The organism is Listeria kieliensis (genome assembly GCF_003369925.1).
In the GTDB taxonomy this organism is placed as follows: Bacteria; Bacillota; Bacilli; order Lactobacillales; family Listeriaceae; genus Listeria; species Listeria kieliensis_A.
On the sequence record NZ_LARY01000001.1, the window covers coordinates 716,695 to 736,368 of the forward strand.

Genomic DNA, 19,674 nt, shown 5'->3' on the forward strand with positions numbered 1-19,674 from the left:
TTAAACCTCTTTCATTAAATAGTATCTGCTTTTTTCGAATCCGTTCGGAATTCTCTTTTTCCAAATGTGCGAATCGGTGCTTGATCGACTTTGTTTAAAATATTATATTTACGGAAAAGAACCGTAAGAATGAATGGCACGACAATCGCAATTAGCATGCAAAGCGCAAATATAACATAGTATTGCGGCTGGATGGAAAGAATTCCTGGAATACCGCCTACGCCAATTGAGTTTGCCATGACACCACTTGAAACAGAGATGATAGCGGCGATGCCTGAACCAATCATGGCAGCTACAAACGGATAAAGATATTTTAAATTGATCCCGAACATGGCGGGTTCCGTGACGCCGAGATAACAAGAAATCGTAGCCGGAATCGAAACTTGTTCTTCCTTTTCGTTTCCTTTGTGCAAGAAAATAACAGCCAAAACAGCAGAGCCTTGCGCAATGTTCGATAAGGCGATCATCGGCCAAAGATTGGTTCCATGGAATTGGCTCATCAATTGGAGATCAATCGCATTTGTCATGTGATGCAAGCCCGTTACAACAAGCGGGGCATACAAGAAACCAAACAGGACAGCAAACAACCAACTAAGCGAGCTTGTTAAACCACTGTAAACGACATTTGCAATGACATCCCCGATTTTCCAACCGATCGGACCAAGAATGAGATGAGCTGCAAGAACCGTTGGAACAAGAGCAAAGAATGGTGTCACGATCATAGAAACCGCATTTGGAACAATTTTACGTAAGCCAATTTCAAGATAAGCGAGTAAGAAACCAGCAAGCATAGCAGGAATAACTTGGGCTTGATAACCAATCATAGGAATATGCGCGAATCCAAAATCCCAAAACGGAATATCTGCTGCTTTTGTTGTAGCCACGGCATACGCATTTAAAAGTTGCGGAGAGACAAGTGTAATCCCGAGAACAATCCCAAGAATTTGTGTGGTTCCCATTTTTTTAGCGATCGACCAAGTGATGCCGACAGGTAAGAAATGAAAAATAGCTTCCCCGATCAACCATAAAAAGTTATAAGTCCCATTCCAGAAAGGATAAACTTGAGCAATCGTTTTTGTCCCTTCTTCAAGCATCTTAATGTCACCGATTACATTTCTAAAACCGAGAATTAACCCACCAACGACAATTGCAGGAATCAGTGGAGTGAAAATTTCGGCAAGAGCAGCGAGCATGCGCTGTAGCAAACTCATATTCTTCTTCGCGTCCGTTTTTGCCTCTTCTTTGTTAACGCCTTCAATTCCGCTTATAGAAGCAAACTCATTGTAAAATTCTTGAACATCGTTTCCAATAATAACTTGAAACTGACCAGCTTGTGTAAATGTACCTTTTACAGAAGCAAGAGCCTCGATTTTTTCAATATCCGCTTGTTCTGGATCTTGTAAAACAAAACGCATTCGAGTCGCACAGTGTGTAACAGACGAAATATTTTCTTTGCCTCCGACTAGTTCAAAAAGTGCTTTTGCGTCATCTGCATATTTTGCCATGACATTTCCTCCTTTTTTAACTTGTATATACAAGTTATGTAATCAAAATATACTATAAAGGAACTGAAAGCGCAACCATTTTTTGTGTTTTTAATAGATGAAACATTTTCAAAGCTTAGAAATAAAGGGAAGAAGAAGGAGTTAATTATTTCTTTTCTATATTTTATTGACAGCGCTTTCTAGACGTGGTATCTTGTAATTGTAATGGAATTGTAACCGCTTCTGTGGGCATAACCATAATCTATTTAAAGAATTTTTGATTCTTTGGATGGATTGTGGTCTTTTTTTTGCGCAAGAAAGGAGGGGCAAAATGAAAGTAAAGCGTAGAATTAACAATAATGTTGTACTGGCAACCGACGTTGGGGCGACTAGTGGAGAAGGTATTCTTATTGGAAAAGGCATTGGTTTTAATGCTTATCCTGGAGATGAAATTGATTCAAATCGAGTTCAAACGACTTATTTACCAAGCGGAGAACGAAGTGTTGAGCAGATGGCAAGAGAACTTGGTGATGCAAGTGAAGATGATATAGCTCTAACTTCCCAGCTAACAAAAATTATTGGGACCGAAATGAATGAAAAAGTAAATGAAGGCTTATTTTTTGGGCTTTTAGATCACTTAACATTTGCTTTTAAACGGCTGGAACAAGGAATTGATATTCATAGTCCATTGGAATGGGAAATCAAACATTATTACCCCCAAATTTATCAATTAGGAGAGCGAATTGTAGGGAAAATGAATCGGCTAAGAGAGTGTGAATTACCTGCATCCGAGGCAGCGTTTATTGCACTTCATATTATCAACAACACACAAAACCTGGATTCAATTGGCTCAACAATCGAATTATTGGAAATTTCAAGAGATGTTAGTAAACTGATTGCGATGAGTACATCAAAGCCAATTGACGAAGAAAGCATCTCTTATCAAAGATTTGTGAATCATCTGCGATACTTTGTATTACGGCTGGACAAAGTAGACTTAGAACTTCCTCGAGAAACAAATCCAGAGCTTATGAAGATGATTGTTGATCAGTACCCAAAAGAATATCAAATAAGTAAAAAAATTAGCGGATATCTTTCGAAAAGGTACCAAGCACCAGTTAGTGAAGATGAAAATCTTTATTTGACCCTTCACTTAGTACGTCTTCTTGGATAACTAAATAATATTGATTCAGGAATCGTTACAGTTTGGCTGGCATAACCTGTTCACTTTGGGCTTTTAAGCAAGCTCTTTGTGGACAGGTTTTTTTATTAGAAAGGAGATAGCGAACATGAATCCAAATCAAACAGCAGAAAAAGTGATTGAATATGTGGGGGGAAAAGAAAATATTATAAGCCTCACACATTGTGTAACTCGATTACGTTTTAATTTAAAAGACGATAAACAAGTAGACGCGGAACAAATAAAAGCACTTGATGATGTGATGGGCATTCAAAATAAAGGTGGCCAGTATCAAGTGATTATCGGTCCTAAAGTGGCCCAAGTTTATCGAGCTGTTGTTTCCGCAATTCCAGAGCTTGAAAAAGAACCACTCGAAAAGAAAGAGGAAAAAACAAAAGAGTCCATCTTAAACCGATTAATCAATGCCTTGTCAGCTATTTTAGTCCCAAGTTTAGCTCCGATTATTGGTGGAGGGATGTTAAAAGGTATTTTATATTTGTTCACGACCTTAAAATGGGCAGATCCAGCAAGTGGCACAATGTTTGTATTAAATGTAGCAAGTGATGCGATGTTTTACTTCTTCCCATTTTTACTTGCTATCAGTGCCGCTAAATTTTATAAAACAAACGAATATATGGCAGCGACATTAGCCGGCGTTTTGCTTTACCCAACGATTATTGCGGCGGCAGGAGCTAAACAAGCAGCTTCCGTTTTCTTTTTGGGCTTTTTACCGATCCCGATGGTGAATTATAGCCAGTCCGTGATCCCGATTATTTTATCTGTTTGGTTTTTAAGCTACGTATATCACTTTTTTGATAAGCGAATGCCAAGCATGATAACGGTCATTTTCACTCCCTTGTTATCGCTTTTAATTGTAGTTCCGGTTATGCTTTTCGGGATTGCACCACTTGGCTTTTACATTGGCGATTACGTGGCTAAAGGTATTCAAGTATTAATTGATTTTTCACCACTACTAGCTGGAGCGATAATTGGCGGAACGAGACCATTTCTTGTTTTGATGGGGATGCACCATGCGCTGCGTCCGATAGTCATTCAACAGATTTCCACGTATGGGTACTCAGAAATGGGAGCAATGAATTTTATGAGTACAATGGCACAAGCAACGGCAGCGTTTGGTATATACCTCATTATAAAAAATAAAAAAATGAAGCAGATCTCTTTATCTTCGACCGTTTCAGGATTTTTAGGAATCACAGAACCTGCTTTGTACGGGGTGCTCGTTAAATATCGTGCGGCTTTTGTGGGTGCTTCCCTTGGCGGAGCAATCGGTGGAGCTGTTGGAGCATCAATGGGAGCGAAAGCAATGGCGATTACCATGCCAAGCATCTTATCTATCCCAGTTTATTTGAATGATGCAACGGTTGGCTTTTTGGTTGGATTTGCCGTAACATTAATCAGTTCCTTTATTTTGACTATTTTTCTTGCTAAAACTGTCTTTAAAATTAACGAAGAGGAAAGTGGTGAAGAGGGAATAAAGAAAGTTGATGCCAAGTCTCGAGTCTTCCACATAAAAAGTCCTGTAACAGGAGATGTTTATCTAACAGAAGACGTACCCGATGAAACCTTTTCAAAAGCGTTGATGGGAAAAACAGTTGCGATTATGCCTCGTTCCAGTCAAATCGTTTCTCCAGTAAACGGACATGTGCAAACGATTTTTCCGACAGGACATGCAATTGGCTTAGTATCGGACGAAGGCGTGGAGGTTTTGATTCACATTGGGCTTGATACCGTTAACTTAGAAGGAAAATATTTCGAAAGCTTAGTTGCTAATGGCGAGCCAATCAAACAAGGAACGCCTTTAGTAAATTTTGATCGAGATAAAATTCAAGCATCCGGTTATGATCCCACTGTTTTAATCGTAGTTACGAATTCAGATAAGTACTTATCTCTTTTAAGTCCGGATGATAGTCAGAAGATTCAAGCGGGAGAAAACTTGATACAGGTGGTCCCAGAACGCGAACCAGCTTTGATAGAAAATGAGTTTCCAGTAAAAGCATAATCTCAAAAGGAGGAAAAAAGAATGAAATTAATAACAGTTAAAAACGAACAAGAACTAAGTGAACTTACAGGTGAACTACTAATCGGATGGATGTTAAGCAAGCAAACTCGTTTTAATCTTTCCATAACAGCAGGTACAACGCCAGAAGGAGTTTATCGCTATTTAGCGCCTAAAATAGAAAAAAGTAGAGCTTTTCGCCATGTTCATTATTATAACTTTGATGAAATTCCAAGTACCGATCCAGCTTTTATCGGGATTACCATGCGCGACTTAAACAAATTATATTTTAATCCAGCTAAAATTGATGCTAGTCAAATTCATCATCTGACAAGCGAGAACTATGCAGAACATGATGAACGACTTAAACAAGACGGGGGATTGGATGCCATTCTTCTAGGGATTGGGCAGGATAGTCATTATTGTGGCAACCTACCTGGAGCGACTCAATTCGAAGACCAAACAGTAAAAGTACAAGCGACAGGAGCCTTACGCACGCGAATCTCGGGCCATTTCGATTCTCCAGATCTCGTTCCAGATCACTGGGTGACGATGGGGCCAAGAAGTATCATGGCAGCAAGAAAGCTAGTCTTGATCGCACTTGGAAGTCAAAAAGCAGAAGCCATTTGGCATCTCGTTAAAGGTCCAGTAGACAGCAAGTATCCCGCATCGATTCTAAAGTTGCATCCTGATTTAACCGTGATTGCCGACGAGCAAGCCATGAAGGAGGTTCAGTAACCATGGAACAAAAATTTCCAGTTGATTTTTTATGGGGTGGAGCAATCGCCGCTTGCCAGGCAGAAGGCGCTTTTCAAGAAGGCGGAAGAGGACTTGCTGTCTCTGATGTTTCGTTTTATGATGAGAAGCTTGATCGGAAAGATTTAAGTAGACATCGAAAAATGACGAGTGAAGATATCGAAAAAGCCATCCAAGATCAAGGAACACGTTACTACCCAAAGCGACATGGAATTGATTTTTACCACCATTACGCTGAAGATATTGCGCTTTGTGCGGAAATGGGATTTACCGTATTTCGCTTTTCTATCGCTTGGAGTCGCGTTTTCCCAACAGGCGAAGAAACAATACCCAATCCAGAAGCTTTATCTTTTTATGACCGAGTGATTGATGAAATTGTGCGCCACGGAATGAAGCCGCTTGTTACACTTTCACATTTTGAAATGCCGCTAGCCTTGACGGAGAATTACAATGGCTGGCAAGATCGGCGACTCATTTCCTTTTTTAGACATTTTGCGAATACCATGTTTGAGCGCTATAGTGACCGCGTCAAACTGTGGGTTAGCTTTAATGAGATCAATGCAGGCAACTTTTCGTCCTTCAAATCAACAGGCGTCGTTCAAGACCGGACAGAAAATTACGAGCAAGCCGTTTATCAAGCTGTTCACCACCAATTTGTTGCTGCGGCACTAATCAAACAAGATCTTGCAAGAAAAGCGCCAGATAATCAGTTGGGCTGCATGATTGCTTACTTTGCAACTTATCCGGCTACATCTAAACCAGAAGATGTTTTAGCGGCACAAATGGAAGACGAGCTTGCCAACCTTTATTATACAGATACGATGATTCATGGCCGCTATCCTCATTACGCTAAACGAATTTGGAAAGAAAAAGGCGTCCAGTTGGATATCCTAAAAGAAGATCAAACGGTCATGCAAAACTACCCTCCAGATTTTCTAGCGATTAGCTATTATATGTCAAGCGTGGCTGCAGCAGATCTGGATGGGGCTGAAGAGACAGAAGCGAACTTGCGTCAAACACTCGTCAATCCGTATTTGGAATCATCGGATTGGGGCTGGCAAATTGATCCTCTAGGCTTAAGATATTCACTTAATCATCTTTACGGACGATATCAAATGCCACTATTTATCGTTGAAAATGGATTAGGAGCGGAAGATGAGCTTACGGCAGATTTACAAGTTCATGATGATTATCGCATTCACTATTTAGAAAGTCATATTCAAGCGATGGCTGAAGCGGTGGAAGACGGAGTGGAATTGATGGGATATACAACTTGGTCTGCCTTAGATATTATCTCTTCCGGGACATCAGAAATGTCGAAACGTTATGGATTCATTTATGTAGACCAAGATGATCTTGGAAATGGAAGTTTGAAGCGCTATAAAAAAGATTCATTTTATTGGTATCAAAACTGGATTAAAGGGCAGTAAAACAAGAACGCTTCTCAAAAAAATGAGAAGCGTTCTTGTTTACTATTTAGTTAAAGCTACAACTTGAATGGATTTTCCAGTTACATCAAGGAAAGGCAGCTTGACACGGGTATCAAGACAATAGGCTCCATATAAATAAGGTTTCAGTGAAGTAGTGTCGTCACTGACTTGTCCCACAAATTGTGTGATTTCCTGGTAGAGAATTTCCAAGTTTTTAATCTTGGCTAGTTTTGCCTCTAAACGATTTTCGCTAACATTGACATTCGAATTTTGAATATTTGTATCAAATTCTTGATTAATCGCCGCTCGTGTTTTTTTAACATGCGTATAACGCTGATCATCCCAGTCTATTTCGACAATTTGACAGTCCTCTAAGTGAAGAAAATCGCCCGACCAAAGTTTGCCATCAATTTCAACAACCATTTTACTATCTGGAAAAACATCTTTATCCCGGTATTTTTTTAGCAAATAATCAAACATCTGTAAGTGTGCTAAACTCTGACTCATTTCCATCAGCTCCTTCTTTGTTAGAATAACATAATGTGAATTTGTGAGCAATTAAGTTTTTTCTATAAAACCAAAAATAAATCCATCGGAGGTGAGGTTTTGAACGTTTATTCCAAAAGTCCTAACAAAGCGTTTAGTAAATCGTGTAAAATGGGTATAGCAATAAAAAGCGCATAGGGGGAGAAAACAACATGGTAAACGAACAAAAACTGGCTACGGAGGACGGAGAAGAAATTTTCATTCGCGAATGGTCAGAAGTAGAAGCTCCAATCGGCATCGTTCAAATTGTCCACGGGATGAATGAACATAGTGGTAGATATGCAGAATTTGCCGCAAAATTAAATCAAGCTGGTTTTGTTGTGATAGCGGATGACCATCGCGGCTTTGGCTTAACCGCCAAATCGGAAGCTGAACTTGGACATATCGAGCCGAGTAAGGGGCTTGAAATGATGCTTCAAGATCAAGAAATCGTAAAGCACTACATCAAACAAAAATTTCCTGACTTACCTTACTTTATTTTTGCACACAGCATGGGGAGTTTTATTACGCGCGTTTTTATCACACGGCATTCGGCGGACGGAGTTATCCTTGCAGGGAGCGGCTTACAACCGACTTTGCTTCTCGCTCTAGCCACAAAACTTTCACAACAATTTGTAAAAAAGCATTCACAGCGTAAAAATGAGTTGCTAAATAAACTTGCTTTTTGGGGATTCAATCATACGTACCACGAAAAGCATCCATTTAGCTGGTTATCCCGCGATCCGCTCGTCCAAGAAGCGTTTGCGAAGGATCCGCTTTGTGGACCAATTGTTGGGACATCCGGCTTTTTTGATACCTTATTTCGAGCTATTTTGGCAGCGCAAATTAAAGAAAACGTAGAGAGTGTACCTAACGGAATCCCAATTCTCCTGTTGTCTGGAACAGAAGACCCAGTAGGGCATTACGGTAAAGATATTCCGAAGCTTGCGGTAAGACTTTCAGAAGCCGGTGTCCAAGATGTGACCTATAAATTATATGAAGGTGCTAGACATGAATTGATTCACGAAATTGGAAAAGAAACTGTGATGTTGGATATTATAGATTGGATGGAACAAAAAAGAAGCGAACGCTAATGTTCGCTTCTTTTCTTAACGGATTTGACCTTCACCAAAAATCACATATTTAGTAGTCGTTAATTCGCGCAATCCCATCGGGCCGCGCGCATGGAGTTTTTGAGTACTGATGCCAATTTCTGCTCCAAAGCCAAATTCAAAGCCGTCTGTAAAGCGGGTAGAAGCATTCACATAAACAGCCGCGGCATCGACTTCATTTTGAAACTGGTTGGCAGCAAAATAGTCGCCTGTCACGATCGCTTCTGAATGTTTGGTGCCATATCGGCTAATATGTGCGATCGCTTCATCAATATCCGAAACAACTTTCACTGCTAAAATAAAATCAAGAAATTCGGTCTCGAAGTCGGCTTCTGTCGCTTCTACAAAGTTTTGCAAGAACTCGCCAGCGCGCTTATCCGCACGAATTTCAACAGAGAATGGAGCCAAACGTTTTTCGATTTCTGGCAAGAAACGGAAAGCAACGTCTTCATGAATTAATAAGGTTTCTGCCGCATTGCAGACCGACGGGCGAGACGTTTTGGCATTCACTAAAATATCAATGGCCATGTCCATTTCTGCTGCTTTATCAATATAAATATGACAATTACCGACACCAGTTTCAATAACAGGCACCGTAGCATTTTCAACCACAGTTTGAATCAATTTGCCGCTACCCCGTGGAATAAGCACATCCAAATACTCATTTAAACGCATAAATTCCCGCGCCGTTTCATGGGAAGCATCCTCGATAAATTGAACCACTTCTTTTGGAAACCCAGCCGATTTGGAAGCCTCTTGTAATACTTTCACAAGAGCTAGATTGGAATGAAAGGCCTCCTTTCCACCGCGTAAAATGACTGCATTCCCGGCTTTAAAAGTCAGAGCAGCTGCATCCACTGTCACATTAGGACGAGATTCATAAATAATTCCAATAACAACCAGTGGCACGCGTTTTTTGCCAATATTTAAGTTGGCTTCATTTTTCCACATTTCATCCACCGTTCCAATTGGATCAGGTAGAGCGATAATTTGTTCCACCCCGTTTGCGATATCATCGAGTCGCTCTGGTGTTAAGAGTAACCGGTCGATCATGGTTTCCTTCATGCCGCTTGCTTTAGCGGATTCAATATCTTTTTGATTTGCATCCAAAATGAGTTTAGTTTGCTTGCGTAAAGCAGTGCTCCAAGCGTTAAGTACGCGGTTTTTACTTGCTGAATCAGCGAGAGCCAAAAATTTACTTGCTTTTTGAGCGCTTTCTCCTAGGTTAACGAATCGGTTCATGAGATGATGCCTCCTGCTTGGAATTTGTAAACAACGTTCCGACTTTTTTTCCTGCAATAATGTCATAAATAATATCGGGGTTATCCCCGTTGGCAAGTACCATCTGACGATCATTTTTTAAGCAGTAATCAGCAGCAGCAAGCTTGGTTAACATACCACCTGTTCCGAATTCAGAGCCTTTTCCACCAGCCAACTGCAAGAGATCATCTGTTACTTCATGCACTTCATCAAACATGACAGCAGCAGGATTTAATAGTGGATTTTCATGATAAAAGCCATCAATATCAGACAGCATAATGAGGAGTTCCGCATTAATTAATTTAGCAACAATCGCAGATAAACGATCATTGTCACCATACTTTGTAATATGTTCAATTTCTTCAACAGCAACTGTATCATTTTCATTAACAATCGGAATAATACCTTGCTCAAGTAGTGTATTGAACGTGTTGATGACATTTTCACGACTGATCGGATAATCCGTAACATCGCGAGTAAGCAGAATTTGACCAACTGGATAACCATATTCTCCAAACAGTTTGGAATAAATATGCATCAACTCACTTTGACCAACTGCTGCGATAGCCTGTTGTTCTGGAATAGAAGAAGGGCGCTTTTCAAGTTGCAGCTTTCTTAAACCAACGCCGATTGCACCTGATGAAACCAGTACAACTTCTTTTTCTTCATTACGTAACTCTGAAAGGACGCGAGTGAGTTTTTCGATGGTGCGTAAATTGACGTTACCATTAGAATGCATTAGCGTACTTGTGCCAACTTTAACGACAATGCGTTTACAAGAATGAAGTGATTTTCGCATAGCGGATCTCCTTTAAAATAGAATACTTCTATTGTACTACAAAAAATCCAAATAATTAATAGCTGGAAAAGAAAAAACGCCTAGGATTTAGGCGCTTCATCAATTTGATTCCATTTTTTGGCTTGCTTGATCATAAAGGTGAGACTATCTAAAATATATTCACCAGCCGGCTCTGATAGCGTATTTTTACCAAGCTGTAAATCAGATTCATATTCAATGTCCTCACAAATTTTTTCTAAACGGTATAAAATATCAGCTTGCTTTTCTTTTGTTTCAAGGTCGTAGGAAGGAATATTATTTTCTCCTAATAAATAATCCACACTAACACTGAACAGATCGGCAATCTTTGTCACCATTTCAAGATCAGGTTGACGAAGTCCGTATTCCCAGTTTCCATATGTAGAAGGCGCTTTTAAACCCAATCTGCGCGCAGTCTCAACTTTGGACCAGCCTTTTTTGTCTCGCAACAATTTTAAACGTTGACTAAAATCTACCAAATGATTCACCTCTTCGCCTAAATTATACACAAAATGAAACTATAAAGCCAATAAAAACACAAATTGTCTTTTATTTAGAGTTTTTATTTGAGTTTAATCCATGTAATTGATTGATTTTTTCAGCGTTTTCTAAAATGAAATAGATGTTTTTTTGCAAGAAAGCGGAGGTGTGAGGTTTTAAAATGTTTGCACCCAGATAAAAAGTAGAGGGACCTTTAAGTTCAGTGGCCAAATCTTCTAGTTCCTGCTGAATGTCTTTTGGGGTCTGCTGAGGCTTTTCCTTTAACGTGTTAGTATCGCCAATTAAATAATCGACAGTGACATCATATAAACTGGCAATTTCTTTTACCATGGAAAGATCGGGTTCGCGAATGCCATATTCCCAATTACCATAAGTAGACGGGGCTTTTAATCCAAGACGGCGTGCAGTTTCTCTTTTTGTCCAACCTTGTTTTTCCCGTAAAAGAGTGAGTTGTTTGCTTAAATTCGTCATGTTTATCATCTCCTCGCTGCTATTATACATGAATATACACAAAATAAGAATAAAACAATACAATTCGAAGTTTATTTTTATTGACAAACGCATAATGTGTTGATAAAATAGAATGGACAACTCAGTATGTGTTAGGAGGCTAGATGAATGGATCAACTAAAGACTAAGAATATCAATGTAGCCAAAATCAGAGAGATCCGCTTGAGTAAAGGGATTACACAAGCATTTGTCGCACGAAAAATGGGATATAAATATACAAGCGGCTATGCCAATGTGGAAAAAGGAAGCGTAAGACTTTCTTATCAAAACGCGGTTATCTTGAGTGAAATTCTAAATTGTGATTTACGTGACTTTTGTGATTGAGAAGAGGAGCACGGTACAATGTACCGTGCTCTTCTGTTAGGATGAACCCATTTGCTTGCTATTCTGTAAAAATGTTACAAAAAATCGACATTTTACCATTCAAAACTACTTTTTTGTGCTTCTGTGATAGAATGGGTTAGCTCACATGGAAGTCGAGATGAAAGAAAAAACTTGTGCAGTATTGAACTTGACAAGCTGACACGGTAACTATAGAATGAAGCAATTAGTGGAGTGAGTAATCTTTGGAATAGGGGCGGATTTAAACGATGACCGATCAGGGAAAACACTTTCCTACCAATATTTTAAATTGGCTAGAGGGAAAACATCAAATTTTAAATCAACAAGAACAAGTGGGGGCTCTTTCTTTTTTGGAAAAACAGTATGAGCTAGATCCTTGTGATGTGCTCATTACTAAAGGGCTTGTACGTCTTTATACGGAAATGACTGAGTATGAGCTAGCCAAGCATACGGGGCGATCTTTTTTAACAATGAATGGCTATAATAAGGAAATTCTGACTGAACTTGCGCTTGCTTACATGAATACGGATGAAATGGATACTTATTTTTCGCTTGTACGTTATTTTACAGAGGAAGAAGAAGTATCAGAAGACGTTGGTTCGAGTAAGTCTGATCATAACGTAATTCCATTTCCCAAAAAGTTAGTGACTAGATCACAAAAAGAGAATTGGGTGAACTTGCCAGTAGCCGAACAACTTGAGTTCTTGCAAAAAATTAGGTTTGAATCGGTCAGTCCTTTTTTGGAAAGTTTTCGTGCAATTTTGGAGGACAAATCAGCTTCACCGTTCGTTCAGTCTATTGTGTTTGAATTATTGCAAGAACAGGAAGTGAATCAGCTTTTTAAAGTTTGTAAGCTCGGGATGGAGAGCGAATTTAATCCTATTGATGTTTCTCTTTTAGGGGAGGATGCATTTATCAATGTGATCTTGGATTTGTTGAAAGAACGGCTCGAGAGTGAAAATCCAACACTTCTTGAGCAATTACTCCAAACTGTCCAACATCACGCATTTATGCTGTACCCTTTTACGTTTCAACCAAGAGAAGCAAGCCTTTGGAAAGATGCCTATTTACTTTTTGCAAGCGAGCTTTATGGAGCTTTTTTGGAGATCGAACCAACACCAGAACTTGAAGAAGCTCTTTCATTTATTCAAAATTTAGAGGAACATCAACAAAATTATTTGCTCTAAATCGGCTTTCCTGTTTTCATCATGTGGGTTTTATGTTAAAATATACGGGTATGGCTGAAACTTGTCATGAACTTATTTACATTTAATTAAATAGATGATGGAGGGAATAGAACCATGTCAGTAAAATGGGAAAAAAAAGAAGGCAATGTAGGAACCCTTTCTTTTGAAATTAATCAAGAAGAAATTAAAACAGGTCTTGACCGAGCTTTCCAAAAAGTTCGTAAAAATTTAAATGTACCTGGATTCCGTAAAGGAAAAGTGCCACGTCAAATTTTTAATCAACGTTTTGGCGAAGAAGCACTTTATCAAGATGCACTTGATATCATTCTTCCAGAGGTATACACACGAGCTGTAGAAGAAGCAGGAATCGACCCAGTTGATACACCACAAGTAAATGTGGAATCAATGGAAAAAGGCGAAAACTGGAAGTTAACAGCTGAAGTGACTGTAAAACCTGAAGTGAAACTTGGCGATTACAAGGGACTAGAAGTTACGAAACAAGACGCTGAGCTTAAAGACGAAGAAGTAGAAGAAGAGCTTAAAAATCTAACGGAGCGCCAAGCTGACCTTGTCGTAAAAGAAGATGAACCAGCTGCAAATGGTGATACTGTAGTGATTGATTTTGAAGGATTTAAAGACGGGGAACCATTTGAAGGCGGACAAGCTGACAACTATTCTCTTGAACTTGGATCTGGTCAATTTATTCCTGGCTTTGAAGAACAATTAGTTGGTACAAAAGCTGGTGAAGAAAAAGAAGTAGCGATCACTTTCCCTGAAGAATATCATGCGGAAGATCTAGCTGGACAACCAGCTACTTTCAAAGTGAAAGTTCATGAAATCAAAACAAAAGAAGTTCCAGAACTGGATGATGAACTTGCAAAAGACATTGATTCCGAAGTGGAAACAGTAGCAGAACTTAAAGAAAAAACAACAAAACGCTTAAAAGAAGCAAAAGAAGATGCTGCTAGTCAAGCTAAACAAGATGAAGTGATTGAAAAAGCAGTAGCAAATGCAGAGGTGGATATTCCACATGCAATGATCCATCACGAAGCAGATCACTTGATGAGTCATTTTGCTCAAGACTTGCAAGCTCAAGGTTTGACACCAGAACTTTACTATCAATTTACGGGACAAACTGAAGAAAAAATGCACGAACAAATGGAAAAAGACGCTGAAAAACGCGTGAAAATGAATTTAGTTCTTGAAGCGATTGCTGATGCTGAAAACATCGAACCAGCAGAAGCTGAAATCGATGAAGAAGTAAGCTCGCTTGCAGAAAAATACGGAATGGAAAAAGAAGCAGTTCGTCAAGCACTTGGTGATTTGAGTGAACTTAAAGCAGATCTTAAAATCCGTAAAGCGATTGATCTTTTAGTAGACAGTGCTGTCGAAAAATAAAAGAACACATCGTTTTTTGTAAAAGAAGGACACGAGAATGCTCTCATGTCCTTTCTTTTTTATAAATCAGATGAGTAGTATTTTTTGAGTGGTGGTGCTATCATTAGTATCACAAGGAATTGAAAAACCTCGATTCCATTGATATGAAGGGGTGAAATGAATTTGTTCAAATTTAATGATGAAAAAGGTCAACTTAAGTGCTCCTTTTGTGGAAAAACTCAAGACCAAGTTAGAAAACTTGTTGCTGGCCCAGGCGTATATATTTGTGATGAATGCATCGAACTTTGCAACGAGATCATTGAAGAAGAACTGAATGTATCGGAAGCGGTCGATTTTGGCGATGTTCCAAAGCCACATGAAATCCGTTCGATTTTAAGTGATTATGTCATTGGTCAGGAGCGTGCGAAAAAAGCACTTTCTGTTGCTGTATATAACCATTATAAACGTATTAATTCCAACGAATCAGCAGAAGATGATGTAGAGCTCTCAAAGAGTAACATTTGTATTATCGGTCCAACAGGAAGCGGGAAAACACTTCTTGCGCAGACTCTTGCACGCATTCTTAATGTTCCGTTTGCGATCGCTGATGCTACTTCACTTACTGAAGCAGGATATGTCGGAGAAGATGTTGAAAATATCTTGCTTAAGTTGATTCAGGCTGCGGATTTTGATGTAGAAAAAGCTGAAAAGGGCATTATTTACATTGATGAAATTGATAAGGTGGCCCGTAAATCTGAAAACCCTTCGATTACTCGGGATGTTTCAGGAGAAGGGGTTCAACAAGCCTTGCTTAAAATTCTAGAAGGCACTGTTGCAAGTGTTCCGCCGCAAGGGGGCAGAAAACATCCACATCAAGAATTTATTCAAATTGATACAAGCAACATTTTATTTATTGTTGGTGGCGCTTTTGATGGAATCGAACAAATCGTCAAAAATCGAATGGGAGAAAAAGTAATCGGATTTGGTGCTGAAAACGAAGTGCTTGATGAAGATGAAACTTATTTGTCTAAAGTGGTACCGGAAGATTTGCTTAAATTTGGTTTAATTCCTGAATTTATCGGTCGCTTGCCGGTTATTGCAACGCTTGAACAACTTGATGAAGAAACACTGGTTTCTATCCTGACACAACCTAAAAATGCGCTTGTTAAGCAATATCAAAAAATGTTAGAACTTGATGATGTTGAACTTGAATTCACGGATGATGCACTTCTTGAAATCGCAAAAGAAGCAATTCACCGAAAAACAGGTGCGCGTGGTCTTCGTTCGATCATTGAACGCATTATGCTTGATGTGATGTTTGAAATTCCATCTCGAGATGATATCGCTAAGTGTATCATTACGAAAGAAGCCGTTACGGGAGAGGAATATCCACAGATGCAGTTAGACGACGGATCTGTAATCCCGACGAAAACTTCAGCATGAGGAAAAGCCAGCATCTTTTTAAGGTGTTGGCTTTTTTACCTTTCAAAGCATTTCTTTGATTCGCTAATTTTTCGTGCTATACTTTAATAAATTTATTTAGAGAGGAATTGAAGAGATGAAAAAAGAACAAGGAAAAGGTACTTTTTTTTCGTCTATCTTCGGTTGGCTGAAAGTCATTTTGATCGCTTTAGTTGTAGCTTTTGCGATTCGCTATTTTTTGATTTCACCGGTAACGGTTTACGGGGATTCCATGGATCCAACGCTTCATGATGGTGAACACTTATTTATTAATAAACTTTCAACGCCGAAAAGGTTTGACATCATTGTATTCCCTGCACCCGATGAAAAAGGAGCGGAGTACATTAAGCGAGTAATTGGACTTCCTGGAGATACAGTAGAGTATAAAAAAGATGTACTATACATTAATGGTAAAAAATATGATGAACCGTATTTAGATGGTGAAAAAGAAAAAATTGCAAATGGTTATTTAACAAATAATTTTAAGCTTGAGGATTTGCCTGCAGTAAAAAATGCGAAAGTCGTACCGAAAAATCATTTATTTGTTTTGGGAGATAATCGGCGAATTAGTAAAGACAGCCGTTATATTGGATTTATTAGTGAAGATGATGTAATTGGTAAAGTCATTTCATTTGGAAGTTCACTGAAGCGGTGAGGGTTAGAAATAGACTTGTTTTCTTTACAATCAAAATGATTAATGGGATAATGAGAGAAAATATCTGACTAAAGGCAGGCTTATTTGAGAGGAAGTAGAAATTTTATGACAGAAGAAGTAAAGAAAAAATCTGTTTGGAGACAGATACTTAGTTGGGTCCTTGTTATTTTGGTGGCCATTGGGATCGCTATGCTTGTACGCACTTTTGTGTTTGCTCCAGTAAAAGTTGATGGTATGTCAATGTACCCCACCTATGAAGATGGTAATCGGATTTTTATTGAAAAAATAACGAAACCAAATCGGTTTGATAAAATCGTGTTTGACGCCCCGGTATCAACAGGTGATGAAGGAAAATATTTCATCAAACGTGTAATCGGAGTCCCAGGGGATAAAATTGAATTTAAGAACGGCGAGCTTTATGTGAATGGCAAAAAGAATAATGAGTCTTACTTGGCTGATGGTATGAAGACTTACCGTGAACCAGGAGACGGTGATGGAGACTTTACACTAAAGGATATTACAGGATCTACAACAGTTCCTGAGGGTAAACTTTTTGTACTTGGAGATAACCGTGAAGGAAGCATGGACAGTCGAATATTTGGTTTTATTAATGCATCCGCTGTGGATGGTGTTGTCATGAACTTTGGTAAGAAATAAAATGAAAAGTAAAATCCGTGAAGCTACTTCACGGATTTTTGGCTATTCAGCGAGCTTTTTTTCGTTTATAATACGGATAAAGGCTCAAAAGTTTGATTGAGGCGGTGCAGAACGTGAAAGAGAAAAATTTGAAAATGCTTTGGGCGTGGATTTGGGCGCTTGTCGTGGCCGTGATCTTGGCGCTAATTATCCGCTTCTATTTATTCGTTCCAATCATGGTAGATGGTGTTTCTATGATGCCAACCTTACGTGATGGAGATCGAGTGATTATCAATCGCTTCGATAAAATTGAACGGTTTGATGTGATTGTCTTTCGAGAAGGGAAGACAGATTATATTAAACGTGTGATTGGACTTCCTGGTGATGAAATTGAATATAGATCTGATGTGCTCTATGTGAATGGGAAAAGATATGAAGAACCTTATTTAGATACGTATCGAAAGAAAATGAAAGAAGGTTATTTGACAGAAAACTATAGCACAAAAGAAATGCTGAAAGATGGTAAAGTTCCAAAAGATACTTATTTTGTCTTAGGGGATAACAGGCGGGCTAGTCGTGATAGTCGCATTGTTGGTCCGATTTCAAAAAATAAAGTGCTTGGAACAGCACCGCTTAGTTATTGGCCAATTGATAATGCCAAAATTATAAAGTAGGAGTATAAACAGATGACAATTCAATGGTTTCCTGGTCATATGGCGAAAGCTCGCCGTGAAGTGACGGAAAAATTAAAATTAGTAGATGTGATTTTTGAACTGGTCGATGCGCGCATTCCCGTTTCGTCGTCCAATCCTATGCTTGAAGAAATTATTCATCAGAAAAAAAGAGTGATTATCTTGAATAAAGCGGATATGGCGGATGAAAAGACAATGCAAGCTTGGATTCGACATTTTAAGGAAAAAGGGCTCATGGCTGTTGCGGTGAACGCGCAGCAAGGGAAAAATATGCACGCGATTGAAAAAGCAGCTGAGGCACTTATGGCTGAAAAATTTGCACGCCTAAGAGAACGTGGGATGAGACCACGTGCGATTCGAGCAATGATTTTAGGGATTCCAAATGTGGGGAAATCCACGCTCATTAACCGGCTTGCTAAGAAAAATATTGCTAAAACAGGAAATAAACCGGGGGTAACGAAAGCCCAACAATGGATAAAAGTGGGGAAAGCGCTTGAGCTACTTGATACACCTGGTATTCTTTGGCCAAAGTTTGAAGACCAGGAAGTAGGTTATAAACTCGCTTTAACGGGCGCTATAAAAGATGACTTGCTGAATATGGAAGATATTGCGGTTTTTGGGTTAACGTTTGTTCATACCCACTATCCAAGTCAATTTCACAAATGGCATCAAGTGGAGTCGGAAAATGAAACAGGAATTGAATGGTTGAAAGAAATTGCGGAAAGAAAAGGATTCTTGGACAGATATGGTGATGCTGATTACGGACGTGCTGCAGAATTTGTTGTACGTGAAATTCGTACACAAAAATTAGGAAGACTCTCCTTTGATTTTCCAGAAAAAGAGGACTCGGAAGATGCAAAAACTATCGATAGCTGACGTGAAAAGCTTGCTCGAGAAGGTACAGACTGAGGACGAATTGCTCTTATTTCGAGAGGATTCCAGAAAAGGCGTAGCTAAACTAGTTGTTGCTACTGAAAAACGTTTAGAAAAGCAAAAGAAACTACAGGAACAATTTGAAGAAATGAAAGCCTATGAGTTGTTTTACCGGGAGCAAGGCTATCTACAAATTGCAGGGGTAGACGAAGTGGGGAGAGGTCCGCTTGCTGGTCCAGTTGTGGCTGCAGCTGTGATTTTAAAAGAAGACTTCGAGTTACTTGGAATGAATGATTCCAAACAGCTTAGTGAAGCAAAACGTCTTTTTTATAGTGAAGAGATTAAAAAACAAGCTGTTTCTTATGGAATTGGGGTAGTTTCACACGAAGTGATTGATGAGATTAACATTTATGAAGCGACCAAATGCGCGATGAAAGAGGCTTTGGATCAACTTTCTGTTATACCTGATTATACGCTAATTGATGCGATGCCACTTGGTCACTTTGAAAATGAATGTTCAATCATTAAAGGGGATGCGAAAAGTATTTCGATTGCAGCGGCTTCCATCTTAGCTAAAGTAGAACGAGACCGAATGATGTGTGAATTTGCAGAGCTCTATCCGGGCTATGATTTTCAAAATAACATGGGGTATGGGACGAAAAAGCATCTTGAAGGCTTAGAGAAACTTGGGCCATGCCCGATTCACCGAGTGAGCTTTGCTCCTGTAAAATCGTTTTTTGTTTGAATGCTTGGTTTAGAAAACTGAATGAAAGTTCGATAAAAAGCTGTTCGCTTGCGAACAGTTTTTTTGCTTATGTGAAAAAGAGATTTTACGGATTTTACCTAAGTGATAACTTTC

General features: G+C 39.1%; 20 protein-coding genes. 14 read left to right on the top strand and 6 right to left on the bottom strand.

All coding sequences use genetic code 11. The annotated features are described in order from the left end of the window. Positions 1 to 14: 14 nt before the first annotated feature. Complete coding sequence (gene treP / locus UR08_RS03605; protein ID WP_115752286.1) at positions 15 to 1,505, bottom strand: PTS system trehalose-specific EIIBC component; 1,491 nt, start codon at positions 1,503 to 1,505, stop codon at positions 15 to 17. A gap of 310 nt (positions 1,506 to 1,815) precedes the next feature. On the opposite strand from treP, the gene UR08_RS03610 reads away from it, so the two are divergent. The 4 genes from UR08_RS03610 (at position 1,816) to UR08_RS03625 (ending at position 6,867) form a co-directional block, all read left to right on the top strand. Continuing rightward, positions 1,816 to 2,658 (top strand): PRD domain-containing protein, encoded by an 843-nt coding sequence (locus tag UR08_RS03610; protein WP_122865450.1) that lies wholly within the window; start codon positions 1,816 to 1,818, stop codon positions 2,656 to 2,658. A 115-nt stretch (positions 2,659 to 2,773) separates the two neighbouring features. Continuing rightward, entirely contained in the window at positions 2,774 to 4,684 is a 1,911-nt protein-coding gene (locus UR08_RS03615) for a beta-glucoside-specific PTS transporter subunit IIABC (RefSeq protein ID WP_115752288.1), read from the top strand. A gap of 21 nt (positions 4,685 to 4,705) precedes the next feature. Then, positions 4,706 to 5,419, top strand: coding sequence for a glucosamine-6-phosphate deaminase (locus UR08_RS03620; protein ID WP_115752289.1), 714 nt, complete (start codon positions 4,706 to 4,708; stop codon positions 5,417 to 5,419). Between the two features lie 2 nt (positions 5,420 to 5,421). Then, positions 5,422 to 6,867 carry a glycoside hydrolase family 1 protein gene (locus UR08_RS03625; RefSeq protein ID WP_115752290.1) on the top strand — a complete coding sequence of 482 codons (1,446 nt, stop codon included), beginning with the start codon at positions 5,422 to 5,424 and terminating at the stop codon, positions 6,865 to 6,867. 42 nt (positions 6,868 to 6,909) lie between these two features. On the opposite strand, the gene UR08_RS03630 is transcribed toward UR08_RS03625, so the two are convergent. Continuing rightward, positions 6,910 to 7,374, bottom strand: a complete 465-nt coding sequence (locus tag UR08_RS03630; RefSeq protein WP_115752291.1) for a hypothetical protein — start codon at positions 7,372 to 7,374, stop codon at positions 6,910 to 6,912. Between the two features lie 191 nt (positions 7,375 to 7,565). Between UR08_RS03630 and UR08_RS03635 the strand changes: the two genes are divergently transcribed. After that, a complete protein-coding gene (locus tag UR08_RS03635; RefSeq protein ID WP_115752292.1) occupies positions 7,566 to 8,486 on the top strand; it encodes an alpha/beta hydrolase in 921 nt (306 codons plus the stop codon). Positions 8,487 to 8,501: 15 nt separating this feature from the next. On the opposite strand, the gene UR08_RS03640 is transcribed toward UR08_RS03635, so the two are convergent. The 4 genes from UR08_RS03640 to UR08_RS03655 form a co-directional block, all read right to left on the bottom strand. Then, positions 8,502 to 9,746 carry a glutamate-5-semialdehyde dehydrogenase gene (locus UR08_RS03640; protein ID WP_115752293.1) on the bottom strand — a complete coding sequence of 415 codons (1,245 nt, stop codon included), beginning with the start codon at positions 9,744 to 9,746 and terminating at the stop codon, positions 8,502 to 8,504. Next, positions 9,730 to 10,563, bottom strand: coding sequence for a glutamate 5-kinase (gene proB / locus UR08_RS03645; RefSeq protein WP_115752294.1), 834 nt, complete (start codon positions 10,561 to 10,563; stop codon positions 9,730 to 9,732). The genes UR08_RS03640 and proB overlap by 17 nt, the downstream gene beginning before the upstream one ends. Before the next feature lie 80 nt (positions 10,564 to 10,643). Beyond that, positions 10,644 to 11,060 carry a helix-turn-helix domain-containing protein gene (locus UR08_RS03650; protein ID WP_115752295.1) on the bottom strand — a complete coding sequence of 139 codons (417 nt, stop codon included), beginning with the start codon at positions 11,058 to 11,060 and terminating at the stop codon, positions 10,644 to 10,646. 70 nt (positions 11,061 to 11,130) lie between these two features. After that, positions 11,131 to 11,553, bottom strand: a complete 423-nt coding sequence (locus UR08_RS03655; RefSeq protein WP_115752296.1) for a helix-turn-helix domain-containing protein — start codon at positions 11,551 to 11,553, stop codon at positions 11,131 to 11,133. Between the two features lie 147 nt (positions 11,554 to 11,700). On the opposite strand from UR08_RS03655, the gene UR08_RS03660 reads away from it, so the two are divergent. The 9 genes from UR08_RS03660 to UR08_RS03700 all read left to right on the top strand — a co-directional run bounded on the left by UR08_RS03660 (position 11,701) and on the right by UR08_RS03700 (position 19,560). Then, positions 11,701 to 11,916: a helix-turn-helix domain-containing protein gene (locus UR08_RS03660; protein WP_115752297.1), complete on the top strand. Its 216-nt coding sequence runs from the start codon at positions 11,701 to 11,703 to the stop codon at positions 11,914 to 11,916. A 266-nt stretch (positions 11,917 to 12,182) separates the two neighbouring features. After that, complete coding sequence (locus UR08_RS03665) at positions 12,183 to 13,121, top strand: hypothetical protein (protein WP_115752298.1); 939 nt, start codon at positions 12,183 to 12,185, stop codon at positions 13,119 to 13,121. Positions 13,122 to 13,235: 114 nt separating this feature from the next. Next, a complete protein-coding gene (gene tig, locus UR08_RS03670) occupies positions 13,236 to 14,519 on the top strand; it encodes a trigger factor (RefSeq protein WP_115752299.1) in 1,284 nt (427 codons plus the stop codon). Positions 14,520 to 14,681: 162 nt separating this feature from the next. Further along, on the top strand, positions 14,682 to 15,941 hold the full coding sequence (gene clpX, locus UR08_RS03675) for an ATP-dependent protease ATP-binding subunit ClpX (RefSeq protein WP_115752300.1): 1,260 nt from the start codon (positions 14,682 to 14,684) through the stop codon (positions 15,939 to 15,941). A gap of 115 nt (positions 15,942 to 16,056) precedes the next feature. Then, the gene (gene sipX / locus UR08_RS03680) at positions 16,057 to 16,614 is read left to right on the top strand and encodes a type I signal peptidase SipX (protein ID WP_115752301.1); all 558 of its coding nucleotides are present in this window, start codon (positions 16,057 to 16,059) and stop codon (positions 16,612 to 16,614) included. 105 nt (positions 16,615 to 16,719) lie between these two features. Further along, positions 16,720 to 17,271: a type I signal peptidase SipY gene (sipY, locus tag UR08_RS03685; RefSeq protein ID WP_115752302.1), complete on the top strand. Its 552-nt coding sequence runs from the start codon at positions 16,720 to 16,722 to the stop codon at positions 17,269 to 17,271. Positions 17,272 to 17,384: 113 nt separating this feature from the next. Beyond that, the gene (gene sipZ / locus UR08_RS03690) at positions 17,385 to 17,924 is read left to right on the top strand and encodes a type I signal peptidase SipZ (protein WP_133296333.1); all 540 of its coding nucleotides are present in this window, start codon (positions 17,385 to 17,387) and stop codon (positions 17,922 to 17,924) included. A 12-nt stretch (positions 17,925 to 17,936) separates the two neighbouring features. Then, positions 17,937 to 18,818: a ribosome biogenesis GTPase YlqF gene (gene ylqF, locus UR08_RS03695; RefSeq protein WP_115752303.1), complete on the top strand. Its 882-nt coding sequence runs from the start codon at positions 17,937 to 17,939 to the stop codon at positions 18,816 to 18,818. Beyond that, positions 18,796 to 19,560, top strand: coding sequence for a ribonuclease HII (locus UR08_RS03700; RefSeq protein ID WP_115752304.1), 765 nt, complete (start codon positions 18,796 to 18,798; stop codon positions 19,558 to 19,560). The genes ylqF and UR08_RS03700 overlap by 23 nt, the downstream gene beginning before the upstream one ends. Positions 19,561 to 19,674: the final 114 nt, after the last annotated feature.